Annotated in this window: 19 protein-coding genes and 1 other RNA gene; 11 read left to right on the top strand and 9 right to left on the bottom strand. The window is 54.5% G+C overall.

Going from position 1 to position 19,536, the window contains the following annotated elements:
* Positions 1 to 14: 14 nt before the first annotated feature.
* A complete protein-coding gene (locus PHP98_03900) occupies positions 15 to 365 on the top strand; it encodes a hypothetical protein (GenBank protein ID MDD5482777.1) in 351 nt (116 codons plus the stop codon).
* A gap of 35 nt (positions 366 to 400) precedes the next feature.
* Here the strand turns inward: PHP98_03900 and PHP98_03895 are convergent, their stop codons facing one another.
* The 3 genes from PHP98_03895 to PHP98_03885 are packed head-to-tail and all read right to left on the bottom strand — an operon-like array spanning position 401 to position 3,458.
* Positions 401 to 814: a hypothetical protein gene (locus tag PHP98_03895; GenBank protein ID MDD5482776.1), complete on the bottom strand. Its 414-nt coding sequence runs from the start codon at positions 812 to 814 to the stop codon at positions 401 to 403.
* 18 nt (positions 815 to 832) lie between these two features.
* Positions 833 to 2,284, bottom strand: coding sequence for a DUF4139 domain-containing protein (locus tag PHP98_03890; protein MDD5482775.1), 1,452 nt, complete (start codon positions 2,282 to 2,284; stop codon positions 833 to 835).
* A gap of 4 nt (positions 2,285 to 2,288) precedes the next feature.
* Positions 2,289 to 3,458, bottom strand: coding sequence for a hypothetical protein (locus tag PHP98_03885; GenBank protein ID MDD5482774.1), 1,170 nt, complete (start codon positions 3,456 to 3,458; stop codon positions 2,289 to 2,291).
* A gap of 247 nt (positions 3,459 to 3,705) precedes the next feature.
* On the opposite strand from PHP98_03885, the gene PHP98_03880 reads away from it, so the two are divergent.
* Positions 3,706 to 5,715, top strand: a complete 2,010-nt coding sequence (locus tag PHP98_03880) for a response regulator (GenBank protein ID MDD5482773.1) — start codon at positions 3,706 to 3,708, stop codon at positions 5,713 to 5,715.
* Positions 5,716 to 5,719: 4 nt separating this feature from the next.
* On the opposite strand, the gene queF is transcribed toward PHP98_03880, so the two are convergent.
* Positions 5,720 to 6,175 (bottom strand): preQ(1) synthase, encoded by a 456-nt coding sequence (gene queF / locus PHP98_03875; protein ID MDD5482772.1) that lies wholly within the window; start codon positions 6,173 to 6,175, stop codon positions 5,720 to 5,722.
* A 61-nt stretch (positions 6,176 to 6,236) separates the two neighbouring features.
* Here queF and PHP98_03870 point away from each other — a divergent pair, with 61 nt between their 5' ends.
* The 3 genes from PHP98_03870 (at position 6,237) to PHP98_03860 (ending at position 8,339) form a co-directional block, all read left to right on the top strand.
* Positions 6,237 to 6,956 carry a C4-type zinc ribbon domain-containing protein gene (locus PHP98_03870; protein ID MDD5482771.1) on the top strand — a complete coding sequence of 240 codons (720 nt, stop codon included), beginning with the start codon at positions 6,237 to 6,239 and terminating at the stop codon, positions 6,954 to 6,956.
* Between the two features lie 16 nt (positions 6,957 to 6,972).
* An RNA gene (gene rnpB, locus PHP98_03865) (RNase P RNA component class A) lies at positions 6,973 to 7,415 on the top strand.
* Between the two features lie 36 nt (positions 7,416 to 7,451).
* Positions 7,452 to 8,339, top strand: a complete 888-nt coding sequence (locus PHP98_03860; protein ID MDD5482770.1) for a hypothetical protein — start codon at positions 7,452 to 7,454, stop codon at positions 8,337 to 8,339.
* A 183-nt stretch (positions 8,340 to 8,522) separates the two neighbouring features.
* Here PHP98_03860 and PHP98_03855 read toward each other — a convergent pair whose 3' ends face one another.
* Complete coding sequence (locus PHP98_03855; GenBank protein MDD5482769.1) at positions 8,523 to 8,975, bottom strand: hypothetical protein; 453 nt, start codon at positions 8,973 to 8,975, stop codon at positions 8,523 to 8,525.
* Between PHP98_03855 and PHP98_03850 the strand changes: the two genes are divergently transcribed.
* From PHP98_03850 to PHP98_03840, 3 genes are all read left to right on the top strand, one after another.
* On the top strand, positions 8,963 to 9,592 hold the full coding sequence (locus tag PHP98_03850; GenBank protein ID MDD5482768.1) for a hypothetical protein: 630 nt from the start codon (positions 8,963 to 8,965) through the stop codon (positions 9,590 to 9,592). The genes PHP98_03855 and PHP98_03850 overlap by 13 nt on opposite strands.
* A 70-nt stretch (positions 9,593 to 9,662) precedes the next feature.
* Positions 9,663 to 10,118, top strand: coding sequence for a DUF2752 domain-containing protein (locus PHP98_03845; GenBank protein MDD5482767.1), 456 nt, complete (start codon positions 9,663 to 9,665; stop codon positions 10,116 to 10,118).
* 24 nt (positions 10,119 to 10,142) lie between these two features.
* Complete coding sequence (locus PHP98_03840; protein ID MDD5482766.1) at positions 10,143 to 10,889, top strand: methyltransferase domain-containing protein; 747 nt, start codon at positions 10,143 to 10,145, stop codon at positions 10,887 to 10,889.
* Positions 10,890 to 10,989: 100 nt separating this feature from the next.
* Here the strand turns inward: PHP98_03840 and PHP98_03835 are convergent, their stop codons facing one another.
* A complete protein-coding gene (locus PHP98_03835; GenBank protein ID MDD5482765.1) occupies positions 10,990 to 12,543 on the bottom strand; it encodes a hypothetical protein in 1,554 nt (517 codons plus the stop codon).
* A 189-nt stretch (positions 12,544 to 12,732) separates the two neighbouring features.
* On the opposite strand from PHP98_03835, the gene PHP98_03830 reads away from it, so the two are divergent.
* From PHP98_03830 to PHP98_03820, 3 genes are all read left to right on the top strand, one after another.
* Positions 12,733 to 13,620: a thymidylate synthase gene (locus tag PHP98_03830; GenBank protein MDD5482764.1), complete on the top strand. Its 888-nt coding sequence runs from the start codon at positions 12,733 to 12,735 to the stop codon at positions 13,618 to 13,620.
* On the top strand, positions 13,601 to 15,349 hold the full coding sequence (gene argS / locus PHP98_03825) for an arginine--tRNA ligase (protein ID MDD5482763.1): 1,749 nt from the start codon (positions 13,601 to 13,603) through the stop codon (positions 15,347 to 15,349). The genes PHP98_03830 and argS overlap by 20 nt, the downstream gene beginning before the upstream one ends.
* A gap of 112 nt (positions 15,350 to 15,461) precedes the next feature.
* Positions 15,462 to 16,721, top strand: coding sequence for a transcription antitermination factor NusB (locus PHP98_03820; protein MDD5482762.1), 1,260 nt, complete (start codon positions 15,462 to 15,464; stop codon positions 16,719 to 16,721).
* Between the two features lie 111 nt (positions 16,722 to 16,832).
* On the opposite strand, the gene PHP98_03815 is transcribed toward PHP98_03820, so the two are convergent.
* The 3 genes from PHP98_03815 to PHP98_03805 all read right to left on the bottom strand — a co-directional run bounded on the left by PHP98_03815 (position 16,833) and on the right by PHP98_03805 (position 19,536).
* Entirely contained in the window at positions 16,833 to 17,555 is a 723-nt protein-coding gene (locus tag PHP98_03815) for a protein-L-isoaspartate(D-aspartate) O-methyltransferase (GenBank protein ID MDD5482761.1), read from the bottom strand.
* A 152-nt stretch (positions 17,556 to 17,707) separates the two neighbouring features.
* A complete protein-coding gene (locus tag PHP98_03810; GenBank protein ID MDD5482760.1) occupies positions 17,708 to 18,196 on the bottom strand; it encodes a hypothetical protein in 489 nt (162 codons plus the stop codon).
* A 173-nt stretch (positions 18,197 to 18,369) separates the two neighbouring features.
* The gene (locus tag PHP98_03805; GenBank protein MDD5482759.1) at positions 18,370 to 19,536 is read right to left on the bottom strand and encodes a Xaa-Pro peptidase family protein; all 1,167 of its coding nucleotides are present in this window, start codon (positions 19,534 to 19,536) and stop codon (positions 18,370 to 18,372) included.

Below are 19,536 nucleotides of genomic sequence, written 5' to 3'. Positions count from 1 at the left end.
ATTGAGACCTTCAAGTGAGCGAACATTTATTGAAGCTTCTGACGGCGTATGCCGCCGGAACCGCGGCTACGGCGTTCATCAGTTGCCTGGTCTGGTACGCGCCGCTTCCGGATTACGCCAAGCGTCTGCTTTCCTGGATACTGCCCGTGCCGGTGATTCTCATTGCGCTTGTCCTTTTGTATTACGGGCCGCAGTCGTCATGCGCCGGAGAGGCATGGCCGGATACTCCGGCCGGAATCGCCCGCATCTTTCTCATGGGCGCGCTCACTGCGCTGGGGGGGATCGCAATTGTGCCGCTCCTTAAATTCGCGGCGCGCCGCCTGGCTCGCCGGTCGGCTGACGGGGATACATCGGAAAGCGAATAAAACAGCTTGCGCCCGGCGGCTCAAAAACACTATCGTCAATCTTGCGCGCCCGCGCGCCGGACGGCCTCAATTCTGACCATGTCGGCGGCGCGGATTACGATAACCTGTTCTTCCTTTTTTTTCGTTTCTTTGACGGTGATTACGAGGAGTTCGCCGAAGGCCGCCAGAGTAACGGATTCAAAAACTTTCAACGCCTGGAAGGACGGCCCCAACCGGTCAACCAACTGAATTGCCACGGTGTCCGCCCCGGGGCAGGCCTGTTTGGCCGCTTGCCAGGCATTGACCCAGTCCTCGGCACGGGCCGATGGCTGTGTTTTTTGCATTTTCAAGCCGGGCGGACCGAAAGGGGCGCCGGCCTGGCAGCAAGGCTGTTGCTGCGCGAAACCGTTCTCTAAAAAACAAAATGCCATAAACGCCGTCAGACTTGTTGCCAGAAGTTTGTTTTTCATGTGAACCTCCCTGTGCGATTATCTTTCCGCCCGCGTGCCGTGCCTGGTTGTGGCAATGTAACGGAATTCCTTTTTTGAAGCGGCCGGCAGGGAGAGCGTGAATTTTACCGTCTGCAGATCAATTTTCTCAAAATTCCCGCAGTCGCCGCCGCGGGTCATTTCCCAGGAGGGGACCGGCAGACGGCGTTTTATTTCCACCCGCACCGGCAAAGGCCGGGTGTTTTTGACTTCAACCTTGAATTCGCGGATTTCATCCCAGCCGCAAATGTTTTTATGGACGTCAAAAATGTAATTATCGCTTTTGAAATCCATCAAAGTGATTTCAACGACCACGTTGTCAACGGGGCCGAGGTTTAATTCCGCTTCTTTGTTTACTGGGATATACTTGAATTCCGACCGGCCTTCGTAGGAAAGCGCGCCGGCCTTGTCAATAAGGCGGAAAAACCTCATTTGGCCGTCCGGGATGGGGGTTTCCCCCAGATGGTTGGCCTTATCGTTGATGAAACTGATGAAACGCGTTACCTGCCGCCCGTATTTTTCCTCTTCGTACTTGTAAAGATTGGTGATGGCGATATTGTCCGCCGAAAAACTTGGCAAACGTTTGCCCCAGCCGTGCGGAATGGTTTCCGTGCCTTCAATGGTGTATAAAAAGTATTCGCTCAGGCCTTCCTTGACGATTTCCTTCGGCGCCATGGCCCCTGCGGCGGCCAGCACCACCTGGGATTTGGCAGTTTGTCTTCTTACTTTGTCTTCCAACCGCATATCACCGTCCACGCGGACGCTATCAGGCAAGAGGGGCAGGGGAGTGCCATACGGGTAATGGCGCCGGGCGAGGGCGGCGATTTCATCCAGAATATGGATTGTGCCCACGATTAAACGCGTGCTGGCGTTCTCGTAATCCTCGCCGCTGTTGTTGTTTACCCGGACGTACGCTTCCAGGCGCATTGAGCACTCGTCTTCGGAAATCAGCCCGAGGTAAAAAGCCCGCCATGAAAGACCGCTCGTCAAATAGGTGATTTCAACCGGCACCTTGCATGCCGCGCGGCTGTTGACGCTCCAAACCCCCGCCTGCGCAACGCGCGGCGGATAAGCCAGGGAAACAACCTCAATTTTATCGCCGTGTTCCTTCGGCGTCAGTTCCAGGCTCGTCGGGTCAATAAGGGTGCCGGCCCAGGAAAACTGCAAACGGTTCAGCCCGGACCTCAAGGTCAGCAGGCGCTGTTCGCGGACCAGCGTCAGATCCGCGGAATTATAAATGGTCAACTGCACGTTTTCCCGGGCCGGCAATGTAACCAAATCGGTTTTCGCCGGGGAGGGGAGCGGGGCGGCGCAAAAAAAGGCCAGAAGCATAAGCGGAATAAGGGCGGGGCGGGAAGCCATCGCCCGCGCGGTGAGAAAAGAGGGCGGAGTAACGGCATGTTTGCCGCGCCGCCCGTGATGGCGATATCGGTTCAATCGCAAAGAAAGCATCCTTTCACTTTTTCCCGCACACGGAAACGTTTTCCATCCCCGGGCGGATATTCCGGCGGATATAATGCATTTTCAGTTCCTGCCGTCCTTGCGGCGGCAGATCAATTAAAAAACGGATGGTTTCGGCGTCTTTGCGCTCGTATTTCAAATTGCATTCCGCCATTTCCCATTGCCCGCGGATATGCTGTAACATGGTCAATGCGGCGGGTTTATCCTTGAAATTTTCAATTTTGGCGGAGATCGTTTCGTCGCTGTCGTAAAGAATGATCCGTTCGTCCGTGTTTTTGCGCAAGTTGACCCGGCGCTGTTCCATGAGCCGCTGGGTCACGGAAATGTCGCGGCTTTCGCCCACGCCGATTTCCATTTTTTCGCCGACGGGGACGACTTGGGCCTCATCCTCGCCCAGGAAAATAGCGGTTGCCCGGCCGTCGTCCTGATGAACCCGGCATTTGCCGCCCCAAAGCATGAATTGGCCGAGGTTGTTTTCCCGGGAGTTGGTTATTTCATAAAACACGGGAATACCGACGTTCCGGTCAAGCTCCGCCGGGTCCCAGGGCTTGCGGGCGGCGTCAAATGTCCATGTTTTTTTTATCGGCACGGCGGGCGCCTTCAAGAAAAGAATCCGGCGCGTTTCCTCATGGCTCAGCGCCTGCTGTTCAAAAGGGCCGCCCTGGCCGAGGCTTACGACAGAGCGTTCAAAATCCTCGCCCGAGAAATTGCGCAGGATTACGTATCCCGCCAGGTCGGCTTTTGTTTCGGGCTTGTCAACCATCAGCCGGTAGGCGATAAGCCGGTCTATATTGGAAAGGAGATACGATATCCGGATTGGCTGTTCGCCGGCTTCCCGGCTGTTGATTTCCCAGAGCAGGGCTTCTTCACCGGGCGGATAACTCACGTTCAAAATCACAACGTCTTCGGGTTTGCCAAGGGGCAGAAGCCGGATGGAATCCTCGTCAATGCTGACGCCTTTCCATGAAAAATCAATCTTGTTCAGCCCTTTTTGAAGGGGGAGGAGCCGTTCCTCTTCTATCAGGGTGGCGCGCGGATTATCCAGGCGGATAACGGTTTTGGCGCGGTCGGGCAGGGCCACGAGCTTGATGCGCGCCTCGCCCGCCGACGCCAGGGCGATCGCAAAAAACGCCAAGCCTAAAATCCGTGCCAAATTAATTTGCATTTGTTTTGCATTTTACACATTATTAATCTTGTTGGAAAGAAAATTTGCGGACATTTTTCCCGCCTGGCAATATTAAAGGCGTGCTTTTGGCGGGTGGATTTGGTAGTGTCTATGGAAGAAACGGCGCGCCGGGTTGATCGCCTGCCGGAGGGGGCCGGTTGGCCATGGGTCGCAGCGCCGCGTTTCGCGTATTTTGCCGCGAAAGAATAGGGGCGGAAAGCCGCCGCCGGGTTGCCGTAACAAAAATATGAATGCAGAAATAATGCCGCCTAAAAACAGCGCGCCTCCGCCTTCCATCATGATTGTGGAGGACGAGGCCATTGTGGCCAAGGATATTGAAAACAGCCTGCTGGGCCTCGGTTATTCAATCTGTGCCGTGTCTTCCTCGGGCGAGGAGGCGCTGGCCGCCGCCCGGGAAAAGCCCCCCGACCTCGTTCTGATGGATATCATGCTGAAGGGGGAAACCGACGGCATTGAAACCGCGAAGCAGATCACATCGCATTCGGGCGCGCCCGTTGTTTTTCTTACGGCTTTCTCCGATGAAAGCACCATCGGCCGCGCGAAGGAAGCCAATGCCTTCGGCTATTTATTAAAGCCGTTTGAAGAGCGGGAACTGCGCACGACCATTGAAATGGCGCTCTATAAGCACGCCATGGAACTGAAGCTGAAGCAAAACCGCGAATGGCTTGAAACCATATTGCGTTCCATCGCCGATGGCGTTCTGACAACGAATGTGGACGGTTTGATTGAGTTCTGCAATCCCGTCGCCGAGGCGCTCACCGGCTGGACAGCGGACGAAATGACCGGCCGCCGGTTTGACGAAGTTGTTGTTTTGAAGCGCAAGAGGGATATGAGCGCGGTTGAAATCAATCCCGGGTTGATTGTTCGGGAAAACACATGCCCCTCTCCGGAAAACGAGGTCGTTTTGATTAACAAAGCCGGCCGGCAAATAGCGGTTGAATGCCATGCCGCCCCCCTGACGCATCTTGACGACAAAATTCTCGGTGTTGTTTTTGTGCTGCACGACACCACCGCCCGCCAGAAGGCCGTGGCGCGGGAACAGATGTTTCAACGGCGCTTATTCCGGGCGCAGAGAATGGAATCCCTCGGCATGCTGGCGGACGGCGTCGCCGGACAATTGCGCCATATTATTGAGCCGATCGTGGAATATTCCCGGACGATGGTGAACAAGCTGACGCCGGGCGATGATATTAAGCAGGACCTGACCGTGATCCAGAACTCGGCCCGGAAGGCGATTGAAATTCTCGGCAACCTGATCACTCTGGGACAGATGCGCGACTATGCCATGGAACCTTTAAGCCTTAATGCGATCATTGAGGACACGCTTGATTCTCCGTTTCTCAGAGAACAACAGCAGGCATTTCCCCTCGTTGAATTCCGTTTTGAACCCGCTCTTCAGCCGCCGGTTATAAACGGATGCAAGCAGAACCTGATCGAAATGATAAGGAACCTTGTCGCCAATGCGTATACTGCCATCGGCGGCACGGGGGTGGTCAGGGTTTTGACGGAACGGGGCAAAATCAACGAACTGATATCGGGTTTCGAGGCCGTGGAAACGGGCGAATATGCCGTTTTAAAAATCTCCGATACCGGGCCGGAAATCAGCGAAGAAAAAATTAACCGTTTTTTTGAGCCATTTGCCGGTAAATCCGACGGAAAACATTCGTCTCCGGGAAACGGTCTGGGCATGGCCGTCGCCTATGCCATTATTAAAGGGCACAAAGGCATGATTGACGTTCAATCCCGGCCGGGAAAAGGCACTGAAATATCTGTTTATTTCCCAGTTTATACGGGGCCGGATCAGGTTGCTGATCATTCGGAAACCATTGACGTCCAGGGAGTTGAAACAGTCCTTATCGTGGATGACGATGCCGACCTCCGCAAAACAATCATGGGATACCTGCGCTCAATCGGTTACAAAGTCATCGGCGCCGGCAACGGCGCCGATGCGGTGGAACTCGTTAAAAAGGCGGTGGCGGGACAAGGGCCGGCCATTGACCTTGTCATTCTGGATATGATCATGCCCGACGGCTTTGACGGCCTGGATACTTATACGGCCATGCTCAAGTTTAATCCGCGGCAGAAGGCAATTATGGCGAGCGGGTTCAGTATTACCAACCGCATTAAGAACGCCATACAACTCGGGGCAGGGGAATGCCTCCTCAAGCCTTATGAATGCGAGGAGCTTGCCAAGGCGGTGCGGCGTGAGCTTGACAAGCCGGCCCGTAAAACATGATCCCTTAAGCCTTCCTTTTCGCGATCAGGCTTGGATGTTCAACCCTGACCGTAATGGCAATGCCGCCGCGGGAATTAAACCGGCCGTTCACCGTCAGCCGCCGCGGACGGCATGTTTTCACGATATCGTCCAGAATGCGGTTTGTCGCGTCTTCGTGAAACACTCCGGTATTGCGGTAGGAAAACAGATATAATTTCAATGATTTGCTTTCCAGACAAAGCTTGGCCGGGATATAGTCAATCGTTATCAGGGCGAAATCCGGCTGGCCGGTTATCGGACAGAGCGATGTGAATTCCGGACATTCAAAATGAATCCAGTAATCCCGATCCGGACGCGGGTTGGGGAAAACTTCCAGCTTCGCCTCCGCCGGGTTGCCCGGATACCGCTGAATGCTTCTGCGCAATATGGTAATGCCGTCCGCAAGGCCGGTCCGTCTTTTCACATCCCGTTGCTTATTCATGTTGCCTCCCTCCCTGATAATTTAGCTTGCGGATAATAAAAAACAAATATATATTTTCAGCATGAATTCAGACGGTTTTTCGGAAACAATCAGCAAGCTCCTCATTGTCCAGGAGCGGGATATGCGGATTATGCGCTGTCAAAGGGAGATTGACCAGATTCCGCGCGCATACAAGGAAACGGAGAGCGAGGCCGAACAGATGCGGCTTGCGGCTAAAACCGCAAAGGACGAGTTAATGGCTCATCAGTCCGAGGTTAAAAAAACCGAGCTTGAGATTGAATCTGTCCGCCAGAAAATAGCAAAATTGCGCGAACAGCAGTTTCAAATCAAGTCCAATGATGAGTTCAAGGCATTGAATAAGGAAATCGTCAATTTAAACGAGGAAATAAAGGTTATGGAAGACCGGGAGATAACCTCCATGGAAATGGCGGAAGAAGCCCGGCAGAGAGAATCAAAAGCCCTGGAAAATTTACGGGCAACTGAAAACGCAATTAAAGAGCGTTTGCAGGCGCTCGGCGAACGGCAGGCCGGTCTGGAGACCGAAATCAGGCAACTGCAGGCGGACCGGGATCATCTGGCAAAAAGCATTGCCGGGGATTGGCTCTTAAAATATAACCGCATCCTTGAAAATAAAAGGGACCAGGCCCTGGTCGCGGTTGAGAACGGCGCCTGCGCCGGGTGCCGTATGCACCTGCCGGCGCAAGTCATCTGCGACCTGAAAAAAAAATCCGACTTGATTGCCTGTTCTTTCTGCGGCCGCATATTATACCTCGTTCCTTGATAATTGATTTTTGCGGAAGGCGCGGCGGATGATCGCTCCGGCCGGTTTTGAATCGGCCGGGGAGGAAAGTCCGGACTCCAAAGGGCAGGGCGTCCCGATGTAAATCAGGCCTTCGGCCTGGTAAACAACGGGAAATCTTCCGAATAAACGGAAGAGATGGAAAGTGCCACAGAAACAAACCGTCCTTGCGGTAATCCGCAGGGACAAGGGTGAAAAGGCGGTGTAAGAGACCACCGGGCCGGGCAGTAATGTCCGGCTGCAAGGCAAACCCCGTCCGGAGCAAGATCAAATAGGAAACTGTTCAGGCGGCCCGCCTGATTCGCTTCGCGGCGAGCAGTTTCGGGTTGATCGCTGAAACTATTGGGCAATTAAAACTTGTTCCAATATAAGACAAATGATCATCATTCCGGCCGGATTTCGGCCGGAACACAAAATCCGGCTTATAACCGCGCCGTCCGCAATTTTCAATTGCAGTAATATGTTTAAACGGAACTGATGGATACGCAGTCATTCCAATTGATTTACCGGACAAGCCTGACTGTTTTCGCGGCGACCTTGTGCCTGGGAACCGCCGCCGTCATTCATCTCCTGCGGTTTGATAAGAATGACTTTCCCCCCCGCGCCCCGGAGCACGCCGCCGCCGTCAAAAAAGCGGTTTGGCCGGCGGTTGCGGCCGGCATGTTTGCATTTGATGCCGCTGTGTTTGAAAAAAGCGTCGCCATGCCGGACGCAGGGCGGGCATCATCAACCGCCGGAAGATTCCGTTTGGCCGGAACTTTTTTCGCATTCGGGGCAAATCAGCAGTCGCGCAAGGCCATCCTGGACGATTTGCATAAAAAAGAACAATTGCTTGTTACAGAGGGCGACCTGATTGATAACGACACGCGCGTGCAGTCCATTCTGTCCGACAGGATTATATTGCGCCGCAATTCCGGCGATGAAGAAATCCGGCTTTGTTTTGCCGGCCACGGCGCGCAAACAATGTCCACCGGCATCCGGCAGGGGGCTGATCTCCAAAGCCGGTTCGGAAAAATGGTCGGAGACAAGCGCTGGGTGTTGACAAGGTCGGAATTGATGAATTATTACAATGAAGTCTTGAATGACACCGACCGGCTGGCCAAAATATATGATTCCCTGAAGCCGGTTTACGAAGGCCGGAATATTGCCGGGTACACGCTGGTTGTTGAAGGCGAGGGCGATATGTTCGCGGCTTTCGGCCTGCAACCGGGCGACGTCATCCGCCAGGTTAATTCCATGCCCATGACGAGCCAGGCCAGGGCCGAATATTTTATCAGTGAATTTGTCAAAAACCGCGTCAACGGGTTTGTCCTGAATATTGAACGGGCAGGCCAAAAGGAAAAACTTATTTATATGGTCAGATAACAGGCGCGTTTAATTTGTTTTTTACAGATTTTTTTTGAAGTTTCCCGTCATCATTTTGTCTCCAAAAGACTCTATTGACAGGCGGTAGACAGTTATTGTATTATTTCCTCATTCAAAGCGGAAAAACACTATTCCTTGTATTCTGATATATATATTAGTAGACATAAGATATATTATGCGACGTTATATTAAGGCCGGATTGGCATCAGGTTCAATCCATGCGCTGGCCGGGTCGTTTAATTGAAAGGCTCTTATTTCCATGAAGTCTAACCACCCGTTGGCGGTATGGTCGCTTGTGCTGGGCATACTTTCTATTGTAACGTGTGGGCCTGTCACCGGAGTGCCTGCCATTATCTGCGGCCATATGGCCAGGTCAAAAATCAAATCTGATCCCAATAACCTTGCGGGCGACGGCATGGCGCTGGTCGGCTTGATTATGGGATATTTCAGCATAGTCGCGTTCGTTCTCTTTGTCATATTCGCCATTATGGCGGCAATCATTATTCCGTCCGCGATTAAAATGCAGCAGAATTTGACAAATTCACCCGTTTGCGGTTTAATACAGGATAGTTTGATTTGCGCGGTTAAATGCATAGCAGGATAAAAACCAGAGGAGGAAAACAATGAACGATTCAAAGCCTATCGTTAAATTCGGCGAGTGGATACAGGGCGGATTGTCCCTCTACCGCGATAATTTTGTCGTTTTGGTGGTGGCCAATCTCATTGCCGCAGTCTTGAGCGCGGTTACCATGGGCATCCTTTTCGGACCGATGCTGGCCGGCCTGATCGTCATCATCCTGGCCATTATTGACAAAAAGGAACCTAAGGCCGAAATCGGCGACGTGTTCAAGGGGTTTGAATATTTTCTTGATGCGTTTCTTTTTGTCATAGTCTGGGGGGCCATCTCCATTGTCCTCACACTGTTGTTGAACCTGATCCCCTGCGCCGGCCAAGTGCTTTCAATATTTGTCTCAATTGTCATCAGCGCCCTGGTCATGTTCGGCATGTTCCTGATCGTTGACCGCAAGATGAATTTCTGGCCGGCCTCCCTGGAAAGCATCAACCTGGTCAAGACCAATTTCTTCCCGTTTGCCGGATTGTTGGTTGTCGCCATGGTTCTGGGTTATGTCGGCGCGCTGGCCTGCGGCATCGGGATGATCATCACTATGCCGATCGGCGCATGTATCATTGCCGCGGCTTACCGCGATTTATTCGGCCGGCAGGAAAATCAGACGCAACAGGCCGGGAACTGAAGCCGGGAAATTTATCTCGATCAGTCCTTTAATCGCCGGATTTCAATCGGCCTGTTTGATCGTTCCGTTCATGGCGTTGTTTTTTACAATAACCCGGCCGGCCCGCCGCGTCAGATTCGGGAACACGTTTGCCGGCAATGTCTTTCTCCTGCTGTTCAGCGGCGGCGCCCTCCTGCTGGCGCGCCTGTTTCCGTTTGACCGTTTCCCGGCCGGGTTTTGCCTCTTCCTGCATTGGACGGGGTTCCCCTGCCCCACCTGCGGCTTTACCCGCGCCTTTTGCGATTTCGCCCGCGGCAACTGGGGCAGCGGCATTCATGAATGCCCCGTTGCCGTCGTTGTTTATCTTGCGGCCGTCTGCGTCTTTCTCTATAATGCATTTGTCGTGGTTGCGGCCTTGTTCGGCCGGCGGGTCAACCGCGGGGCAATGTTGCAAGTTTCCGGGAAAGCGGCGGCCATGTTTGCCGTTGTTTTTTTACTGCTCCTGCTGGCCAACTGGATTTACCGTTTGGGTATGGGATTCAAATAGCGGGGGTTCCCCGTCCGCAAACGCATGTTGAAACATTTTTTTATTCTCTGTGCCGCCCGGGCTTGCCAGATATTTCCATTTCTGCGCCGCTTCAATCCGGACGCGTTTTCGCGCACGCGGATCGCGGCCCGTTATCTTGCCGGCGACGGCATTGAAATCGGCGCTCTGCACAATCCGCTCTGTCTTCCCCGCGGGGCGCGCGCGAAATACGTGGACCGCATGTCCCTGGCGGAACTGCGCCGGCAGTATCCGGAATTCAAAAAAAAGCGCCTGGCGGCGCCCGACATCATTGACAACGGCGAGACGCTTGCGAGCGTTGCGAATGGCTCGCTGGATTTTGTCGTTGCCAGTCATTTTCTGGAGCATTGCGAAAACCCCATCCTGGCGTTGCAGAACATGATCAGGGTCTTGCGCCCGAATGGAGTCATTTACCTGGTCGTGCCCGAAAAGCGCGCCACTTTTGACAAGGACCGGCCGACGACCGGTTTTGCGCACGTTGAACGCGATTACCGCGAGGGACCCGCCTGGTCGCGCCGGACGGCCTTTGAGGAATACGTGCGGCTGGTTGAAAAAATCACCGACCCGGAAAAAGCCGCTGAACGGGTGAACATCTATCTGCAGACCAGCTACTCCATCCACTATCATGCCTGGACGGAATGGGAAATCATGGAAATGATTCTTTTCCTGAAACGGCGGTTGAACATGGACGCATGTCTTGAGTTGATATGCAACCGGCGGTCGGAAGTCATCATAATTCTGCGCAAGCAATAACCGTCCGGGCCGCTGTAAGCCGCGGCTGGCGCGGAGATTTTCTTGCCGCAAAATATCACGGCCTGCCGCCTCTCTTCTTCAAAACCTGCCCGCGCGCGGATTATATTCTGGCGGCAATCTGCCAGACCAGCGTAACCGCAATGATCAGGCCGACGAACACGGCCGCCGGCGCCCGGCGCCGCGCGCCCAGCGCGCCAAGGGTTAATATGCCGGCGGCGAGCGCATGCCATATTCCGCAGAACGGCGGCGGCAGCCCGGCCAGCAGCGGCGCCGCAACCGGTAAAGCGTTGTATGGAAAAATAAACGACCGGCCCAGTTGCGGCAGATAAATCAATTCCAGAATGGCCAGGCCGATGGAAGCCATTGCCAGAACCAGCAACCACCAGCGCGCCGGGCCCGCGGCCCGGTCCCATATTACCGCCGCCGCCGGAAGAAAGAGCGGCATAACCGCAAAAAGGAACCGCCCGCCGAGCGTGGCGCCGCCGAAGTAATTCTCGCCCCCGCAGGATGTCAGCCAGACTGCGCCGAACATTGCGCCCAGCGCCATGGCCATCCCGCGCCGTCCCCGCGCCGCAAACAACCAGATGCAGGCCGCCGCAATTAATCCGATCGCCAGGGGGAAAACATTGAGCAATCCGGCCGCTTTCGTGAACACGCACCAAAGCCCCGGCGGATATGAAAACAGAACATCGCTCACGGCGTGCGCCGCGCCGCCTTCGTACATCCAATCCTGGACGTGTTGATGAAACACGATCCCTCCCGTAGCCAGCCCCAGAAAAACCGCCAGCCGGACCGTTTTTCTCGCCGCGGGTTCCGGCGCGCGCAGTCCGGCCGCGCCGTAAAATAAAACGCCGAGCAGAGCCGGGGGATAAAAACGCAAATGGGCCCAGGGCATGAAAGCACAGCAGAAACCTGCCAGAACCGCGGAAGTCCATGGCCAATCTTCCTGCGCAAAAATGCACCAGCAAAGCCAGGCGATCAGGCCGGCCCCCAGCATCTCGGGCAGACAGCGCGAGGCGTAACATATCCCATAGAGACTGCCGAAAAAACCGGCGTTGATTATGAAGGACGCGGCCGGCGAAGCCCCGGCCATGCGGCAAAGCCGCCAGACCGCATAAACCGTCAGGGCGGCGATCAAGCCTAGCGCCAGATGCCGGCCCGCCGCCCCGCCCCCCGCGAACGGCGCCAGCAGAAACGGCAGTCCGGCCGGATGCAGGCTGTGCCAGCGCGCGCCCCGGGCAAAAGGACTGATATGAAAAGTGGACCGGCCAAGCTCGGCAACCGCCGCCTCCCCTATTTCATTTTCCAGGTTGTTGCGGATGTCAAGGTCGCCGTCCGCGCGCAGACTTTCAATCAAAATGAGATAATGGCCTTCATCGCCGGAATGCGCCCCGACGGATGCGGTCCAGTACAACCCGGTCAGCGCAAAAACAATTGTCAGAAGGCTGATTGCGGCCCAGGCGGACATCCTCCTCGGCAGGCGCTCATAAAAAATTGCGGACCGTGAAACGGCCGGCAGCAGCAGCCACGCCGCCAGAAACACGGGCAGATAGAATAACGCGCCCGACCTTAATGACGGCGGCAGACGGCCGCCGAACGGCGAAATCAGAACCGCCATGATGATGCCGCCGATAATAACGCCTGTAATTTTCAAATTGTCGTCCCCGCCGCGCTGGAAAGCAGAACCCTTACGATGTGTCCGGAGTAACTGCATTAAACTCCTTCCAGCCGGTAAAAGCAAGTCTGCGCGGGAGACTGGTCTTGGCGGTGATTTTTGTTTCCCATCGCCGGCCGGTTTGTTATGCTTGCCGTCATCTTGTCAGCAATTTGCTCAGGAGAAAAAATGCAAAATATACCTGTTTTGAACGTAAGCGAAGCAACTTTGGCGGAAGCTTATGAAAAAGCGCTGATTGCGCTGCATATGCACGGCATCCCGTTCCAAACCCAATACGACAAGCCGGGCGATCCGCCCAGCCTGGATTGCACGATGAACATCACCGTGCTGGAGCCGTTGACTGATCCGATGATTCACAAGGCGTTTCCGGGCGGGATTGAAGATTTACGCGAATACGTCATGGAGGTCCAGGGCGCCAAGGATCACTGGGTCAAAAACATGAATGACGCCGACGACACGCGCTGGGAATACACCTACCACGGCCGCCTTAAAAATTACGGGCAGTGGCGCGAAATTCACGACAACCGTTCGTCGCCGGCCGGCCATTTTTCCGTGGACCAGATTGAAGGCGTGATAAAAAAACTGGTGAGCCAGCCTTTCACCCGCCAGGCCCAGATGATCACCTGGATGCCGAATATTGACCTGGAATGCTACGATCCGCCCTGCCTGCAGTCGCTCTGGTACCGCATCGTTGAAGACCGGCAAGGAGGCCGCTGGCTGAACTGCAATATCCGTTTCCGGAGCAACGACGCATGGGGCGCCGCTTTTATGAATATGTTCGGCTTCATCATTTTCAATAAGGAAGTGATCGCCGCCGAGGTGGGCCGCCGTTCCGGACGCGAAGTGCAGTTGGGACGCCTGAACTGGCAGGTTGATTCTTTTCATATTTACGGCAAGGATATTGAAAGCGCAAAACAGCGCTTGTTTGACCGCCTGCCCCTGACCAAGTTTGAAGACCGGGTTTTCCACTTCCATGCCCCGGAGATACGCGAAATTTACGACCAGGCTGAACCCGCGATCCTTGAAAAGATACGGCATGAAGACGCTAAGCATTGAGAAGATGAATGTCCCGGCCAACATGTTATTGACGGACTGGATGCGCCTTAATTTCAAAAGGGCCTTCCCGGATGCTGATCACGGAGCCGTCCCGCTGCACGTTACCCACGCTACCCGCCCGGAATTCGGCGATTATCAATGCAACGCCGCCATGACTTTGGCGAAGGTCCTGAAAATGCCCCCGCGTGCCGTCGCCGCGCAAATAATTGAAAAAGCCGTGCCGCAAGACTGGGTGGCTAAGATGGAAGTGGCCGGCGCCGGCTTCATTAATATTTTTCTCTCCGATGAATGGCTTGCCCGGCGGGCGGAGGAAATCGGCCGCGACCCGGAACGCGGCGTGCCAAAAAGCGGCCATGGCCGCGTCGTTATCATTGATTATTCCAGCCCCAATGTGGCCAAACCCATGCACATCGGGCATATCCGTTCAACCGTTATCGGCAACGCGCTGGACCGGATTCACCGTTTTCTGGGCTATCGGGTCATTTCCGACAACCACCTCGGCGATTGGGGCACCCAGTTCGGCATCATCATCATGGGATACCGCAATTTCCTCAATCAAAATGCCCTGCAAAACTCGCCGGTTGAGGAACTGGAGCGGGTTTACGTCAAAAGTTATGAAAAAACCGCGCAGGATAAGGACTGGATGGAGCAGTGCCGCCGGGAACTGGTAAAGTTGCAGGCCGGCGACCGGGAAAACACCGCCCTCTGGGAACAGTTTGTAAAATTTTCCATGGAGGAATTTGACAAGATTTATCGGCGGCTCGATGTAAAATTTGATTTTGTCCGCGGCGAAAGTTTTTACCATAAAAAATTGCCCCCCCTGATATCTGCACTCGCCGAAAAAAACATAATCCGGGAAAGCGAAGGCGCGCTGGTCGCATTTCTGGATGAAAACAAGCTGCCCCCCGCCATCGTCCGGAAAAGCGACGGGGCGTTTAATTATCTGGCAACCGATATCGCCACCGTGCTCAGCCGGAACGAAGAATTTCAGCCGGAAAAAATCATTTATGTAACCGACGAAAGGCAGCAACTGCATTTCAAGCAGCTTTTCGCCGTCTGCCGGCGGATGGGCATAAAAACCGGCCTGGAGCATGTCTGGTTCGGCCTGATGCGCCTGCCGCAGGGAACCTTTTCAACCCGCGAGGGCAATGTCATCAAATTGGAAAAATTGCTGGATGAAGCCGAAGCGCGCGCTTTTGAGCTGGTCCGGGAAATCAACCCGGAAATGCCGGCCGAAGAACAGAAAGAAGTTGCGCGCGCCGTGGGCATCGGCGCGGTCAAATACGCCGACCTCTGCCAGAATCCGCAAAGCGTCGTTACTTTCAACTGGGACAAGGCCATGGCGTTGAACGGCAATTCTGCCCCTTACCTGCAGTATACCTATGCCCGTATCCGCAGCGTGGAAAACAAATATTTCGCCGCGTTTCCGCAAAAAGACTTTCATTCATTTGATATTCTTTTAAAAGAGCCCCAGGAACGGAACTTGGCGCTCATCCTGGCCCGCTTTGCGGAAATTGTCCCGCTCGCGGCGCAACTTTACAAGCCGAACGTCCTGGCCGATTATCTTTACCAATTGGCTTCCGAGTATAACCTTTTTTATCAGAATGTTCCTTTCCTGAAGGCCGCCGACGGTATTCGCGAAAGCCGCGTCCGCCTGGGGAGCATCATCGCCGGGGTTTTGAAGCAGGGGCTCCAGCTTCTGGGAATTGACACGCCTGAGAGAATTTGAAATGAAGAGGGGATTTCTCACAGAGCGCACAGAATTCACGGAGAACAAGAAAAAAACAAAAACAGCATCCGCCTCTGCGATCTCTGTGAATTCTAGCGAGAAGAGCGAGCGGGTGAGAAATCTTTCTTCGCGTGCTGTTGCCGCGCAAATCATCGCCCGCTGGCTGGCCACGGGCGATTTTCCGAATCGCATCCTGAATTCCGCCCCCCCGTCCGGCGCTTTTGTGACCGAAGTCGTCCAGGGGGTCGTTCGCTGGAAACGTTTCCTGGAATGGGTTATCCGGCAACACGTCAAAAGTATGCCCCCACCCTCTTTGAAATCCATCCTGCTGACAGGGTTGTACCAGATACTGATAATGCAAAATGAGGCCGATTACGCCGCGGTCAACGAAACGGTGAAGCTGACAAAAAGCGATTTTTCCAAAAAACAAACCGACTTTGTCAACGCCGTTCTGCGGCGCTGCGCCGCCGAAAGGGATTCCATCGCGAAGGCGGCAAACAAACTGCCGCCCGGCATCAGGCATTCCCATCCCGATCTTTTGTTGAAACGCTGGACAAAAGCCCGCGGCGCGAAGGCAACCCTGCGGCTCTGCGCATGGAACAACACGCGGCCGGATGTTTTCATAAAAATCAACCTTTTGCGGTCCCCCGGCCTTGTCCGCTCTTTTGCCGCGCAACTGAAGCGGCGCGGCGTTTTGCCGTCCGCAAATTTTGACGGTTATTTTCTCCTGCCCCGCGGCCTGCGGATAGAAGATTTGCCGGGTTACGCCGAAGGCATGTTCCTGGTGATAGCCCCCTTTGCCGCCAACGCCATTGACCTGCTGGCCCCCCGGCCGGATGAAAACATACTGGATTCCTGCGCCGCGCCGGGCGGCAAGACGTTTCTGATCGCCGAAAAAATGCGTTTTTCCGGAAAATTACAGGCGTTTGACGTCAGCGAAGACCGTATCCTGATAATGAAAACCAATTTTCAGCGGTTGCAAATATCTGATTTTGCGGCAATCAAAAAACAAAATATTCTCGGCCCCATGCCCGCTGACAACCGGAAATACGACCGCATCCTGGCCGATGTTCCCTGTTCAAACACCGGCGTCATCCGCCGCAAGCCGGATGTCCGCTGGCGTTTCAGTCTGAACGGGCTGAATTTGATTGTAAAAACCCAGACAAAAATGCTTGACCGGCTCGCGCCGCTCCTCAAGCCCGGCGGAACTCTGGTCTACAGCACCTGCAGCCTGGAGCCGGAAGAAAACCGGGGGCAAATAACGAAATGGCTGGCGAAGCATCCTGATTTCCGCCTGGCCGGCGAGCGCAGTTTTTTTCCGCCGGACAGCGGCACGGACGGAGGTTATGCGGCGGCAATCACGAGAAGATAGCGGCCGGAAGGTAAGCCCACCCTCTTTGTCTAAAGCGGGTATGCCCGCAACCCAAATAAAAGAAAGATGTTTCTCGCAGAGACCACGGAGTTCATAGAGAAATTTAAGCAACTAATGTTTGACCATCGGCACGAACCTGACCGGAATATCTTCCTCCTTGAAAATTTTGCCGTCCTTTTTCCGCAGGATGACCAGGCGCTGGAACGCGCTTCCCAGCGGTAGGATCATCCGGCCTCTGTCTTTCAACTGGTCAACCAGCGCCCCGGGAATATCTTCCGGGGCGCATGTAACGATGATGGCGTTAAAAGGCGCGTGTTCGGGCCAGCCCTTATATCCGTCTCCGGCCAGAACATGGACTTTGTTATAGCCTTCCTTCTTCAATGCCGCCTGCGCGTGGCGCGCCAGTGCGGGCACGATTTCCATGCTGTAGACTTCGGCGCCGCACTCCGCCAGAACGGCGGCCTGGTACCCCGATCCGGCGCCGATTTCCAGGATTTTTTCGCCCGGCTCGGGTTTGATTTTTTCGGTCATGTACGCGACAATATACGGCTGGGAAATGGTCTGGTCATAACCGATGGGGCATGGGTAATCGCCGTAGGCGTCGCTCCGGCGGCGGTAATTTTCCGGGATGAACATGTGGCGCCGCACTTTGGCCATGGCCGCGAGCACGCGTTCGTCCCGCATGCCGTGGGCGCGCAAAGTCCTGACCATCGCCTCCCTTTCTTCCGGCCAATCGCCGGTGTCCGCACTCTGCCGGTTTTGAGAGGCGGCATAATCCGCGTTAAAAAACAATTGCATGACAAGGAAAATACCCGGTAAAAAAGTTTTGCTCACTTTTTCCGATTAACCCCTTTCAGTTTGCATAAATTTTAACAAGTAATACATAAAAATCAAGCATAACCGGTTTTCCGCGGCGCAATAAAAAAAAGAAGGAAACGCATGCAGGCGCTTCCTTCTTTTTTTTAAAACAACTTTTCCGGCGGATGTTATTCCGCGGCAGGGGCGGCCGGAACTTCAGCCGGTGTCTCGGCCGAGGCCGGCGTTTCCGGCGAAGCCGCTTCTTCCTCAACGCTCAGGATTTTTGCGATGCATTTCTTGCCGTCCTTGATTTTGCCCTTGGCGACAAGTTTTACGTTTTTGCCCACAAGCGCCGCCAAATCAATGGCCTTCTCGCCGGGCCGGGCCTTGGGAATCGGCAGGGCTATTTCGGATCCATCGGCTTCAACCAGGGCATATTTTATGGTGATTTTCTCAAACCCCTTGATGTCAATGACTTCCTTGGTCTTTTCCACTTTATCCGTGGCCTTGATATCGCCCTTTGCGTCTTCCTGCAGGATGATTTTCCCGGTCAGGGTCATTTCATGGGTCGCCGTCAACTGCTTGTCACAGGCATCTTTTTCATTGGCAACGGCGTTAAACGACACGGCCGAAAACGCGGCAACAACGGCTACCATCAACAACATTTTCCAACTCATATATTTCTCCTTTTAGATTTATAACTGCTTAAAGTTTATCGTTCTGCCGAAAATGCGGAAAATTGCGCAAATTTAATGCCCGTCTTCCTCCTTTCTCCCCCGATTGTTATGGGAATGAAATAAAGTGAATACTATTACAATCCCGGAAAAAAACAAGCAAAAAACCATCCCGTTCAGACGGTAAAATGCGTGTCCATTGACGGACTCAAAGGAATAATGCCTTTATTGGAAATTTCATAGCCCGTTTCAATCCGGACCCCGTTAAATTCCGGATGCCCGAAGAAGCTTACGTCAACACAGACCGTCATGCCGGGCTTGAGCACGTCCTTGCTGTTGGGGCCGAAGAACGGCGATTCCGCCTCGTGCAGACCGATGGTATGCACGAACGGGCAGACAAGATATTTTGACAGGCCGACTTTCGTGAAATAGGCCCGGGCCGGCGCGTCAATCTCACAGCCGGGCCTGCCGGCCGCCAAAGCCTCCCTTGTAAGACAAAAGGCTTCTTTCAGATGTTTTACGCACTCCTTCTGCCGGGCAGTGTATTTCCCGTTGACCGCCAGCACGTCGCCAACCACACCCGCGTATCCCCGCACTTTCGGCGCAATGCCGATCATGACCAGTTCTCCGTTTGTCATTTTTTTTGAGCTGGCGGTGGGCACAACGGCGTTGGAGCGCCGGCCGCTTCCCACAATCGCGGTGAATCCAAAACCGCTCGCGCCGCGGCGGCGGACGGCATACTCACCGGCGGCCGCCACCTCAATTTCAGACACTCCGGGCGCGACCGTCTTTTTCATGGCCGCATATGCACAGTCGGCCAGCTTAAAAGCCGCGCGGATTTGCGATCTTTCCCATGGCGATTTAATATAGCGCAAACGTACAAAAGCTTCCGTTATGTCAACCAGCCGGACGCTTTTAAATCCGGCCGCAATCTGACGGGAACAGTCGGCCGGCATCCGCCCGCCGCCCACCAGGCCGATTTTCTTTAACCTGCCCAGGCGCTTTTTCATTTCATTGAAAAGCGCCTTGAAATCCGTGATGACGGCATTGGGATATTCCTCGTCGGGCACCATGAAGACCGGGAAATTCCTGGTATCGGTAATGGCGCTGTCCAGCTTGGCGAAAGGCTCGCTTTCCGGTCCGCCCAGAATTAACGGCGCGCCCCTGGCCGGCACCAGGACCGCGCCGCATTCAAACTGCGGACACCATCCCGTCAGATACCAGCCGTTGCCGATGTTGAATTCGTCGTAATAAACGAGGACCGCGTCAAGGGCTTTTGCTTTCATGATTTTGCGGAGGTTGGCGGCGCGGACATTGCTTTCTTTTTTATCCAGATAGGCCAT

The organism is Kiritimatiellia bacterium (assembly GCA_028715905.1).
Classification (GTDB): domain Bacteria; phylum Verrucomicrobiota; class Kiritimatiellia; order JAAZAB01; family JAAZAB01; genus JAQUQV01.
Note: the sequence above shows the minus strand (reverse complement) of the source record. Positions and strands in the feature narration are given on the sequence as shown.

What these genes read in the sequence shown, in the direction of transcription:
- PHP98_03895 (MDD5482776.1), bottom strand. Translation starts at nt 814, where the DNA reads ATGAAAAACAAACTTCTGGCAACAAGTCTGACGGCGTTTATGGCATTT.
- PHP98_03890 (MDD5482775.1), bottom strand. Translation starts at nt 2,284, where the DNA reads ATGCTTTCTTTGCGATTGAACCGATATCGCCATCACGGGCGGCGCGGC.
- PHP98_03885 (MDD5482774.1), bottom strand. Translation starts at nt 3,458, where the DNA reads ATGCAAATTAATTTGGCACGGATTTTAGGCTTGGCGTTTTTTGCGATC.
- PHP98_03880 (MDD5482773.1), top strand. Translation starts at nt 3,706, where the DNA reads ATGAATGCAGAAATAATGCCGCCTAAAAACAGCGCGCCTCCGCCTTCC.
- queF (MDD5482772.1), bottom strand. Translation starts at nt 6,175, where the DNA reads ATGAATAAGCAACGGGATGTGAAAAGACGGACCGGCCTTGCGGACGGC.
- PHP98_03870 (MDD5482771.1), top strand. Translation starts at nt 6,237, where the DNA reads ATGAATTCAGACGGTTTTTCGGAAACAATCAGCAAGCTCCTCATTGTC.
- PHP98_03860 (MDD5482770.1), top strand. Translation starts at nt 7,452, where the DNA reads ATGGATACGCAGTCATTCCAATTGATTTACCGGACAAGCCTGACTGTT.
- PHP98_03850 (MDD5482768.1), top strand. Translation starts at nt 8,963, where the DNA reads ATGAACGATTCAAAGCCTATCGTTAAATTCGGCGAGTGGATACAGGGC.
- PHP98_03845 (MDD5482767.1), top strand. Translation starts at nt 9,663, where the DNA reads ATGGCGTTGTTTTTTACAATAACCCGGCCGGCCCGCCGCGTCAGATTC.
- PHP98_03840 (MDD5482766.1), top strand. Translation starts at nt 10,143, where the DNA reads ATGTTGAAACATTTTTTTATTCTCTGTGCCGCCCGGGCTTGCCAGATA.
- PHP98_03830 (MDD5482764.1), top strand. Translation starts at nt 12,733, where the DNA reads ATGCAAAATATACCTGTTTTGAACGTAAGCGAAGCAACTTTGGCGGAA.
- argS (MDD5482763.1), top strand. Translation starts at nt 13,601, where the DNA reads ATGAAGACGCTAAGCATTGAGAAGATGAATGTCCCGGCCAACATGTTA.
- PHP98_03810 (MDD5482760.1), bottom strand. Translation starts at nt 18,196, where the DNA reads ATGAGTTGGAAAATGTTGTTGATGGTAGCCGTTGTTGCCGCGTTTTCG.
- PHP98_03805 (MDD5482759.1), bottom strand. Translation starts at nt 19,536, where the DNA reads ATGGCCTATCTGGATAAAAAAGAAAGCAATGTCCGCGCCGCCAACCTC.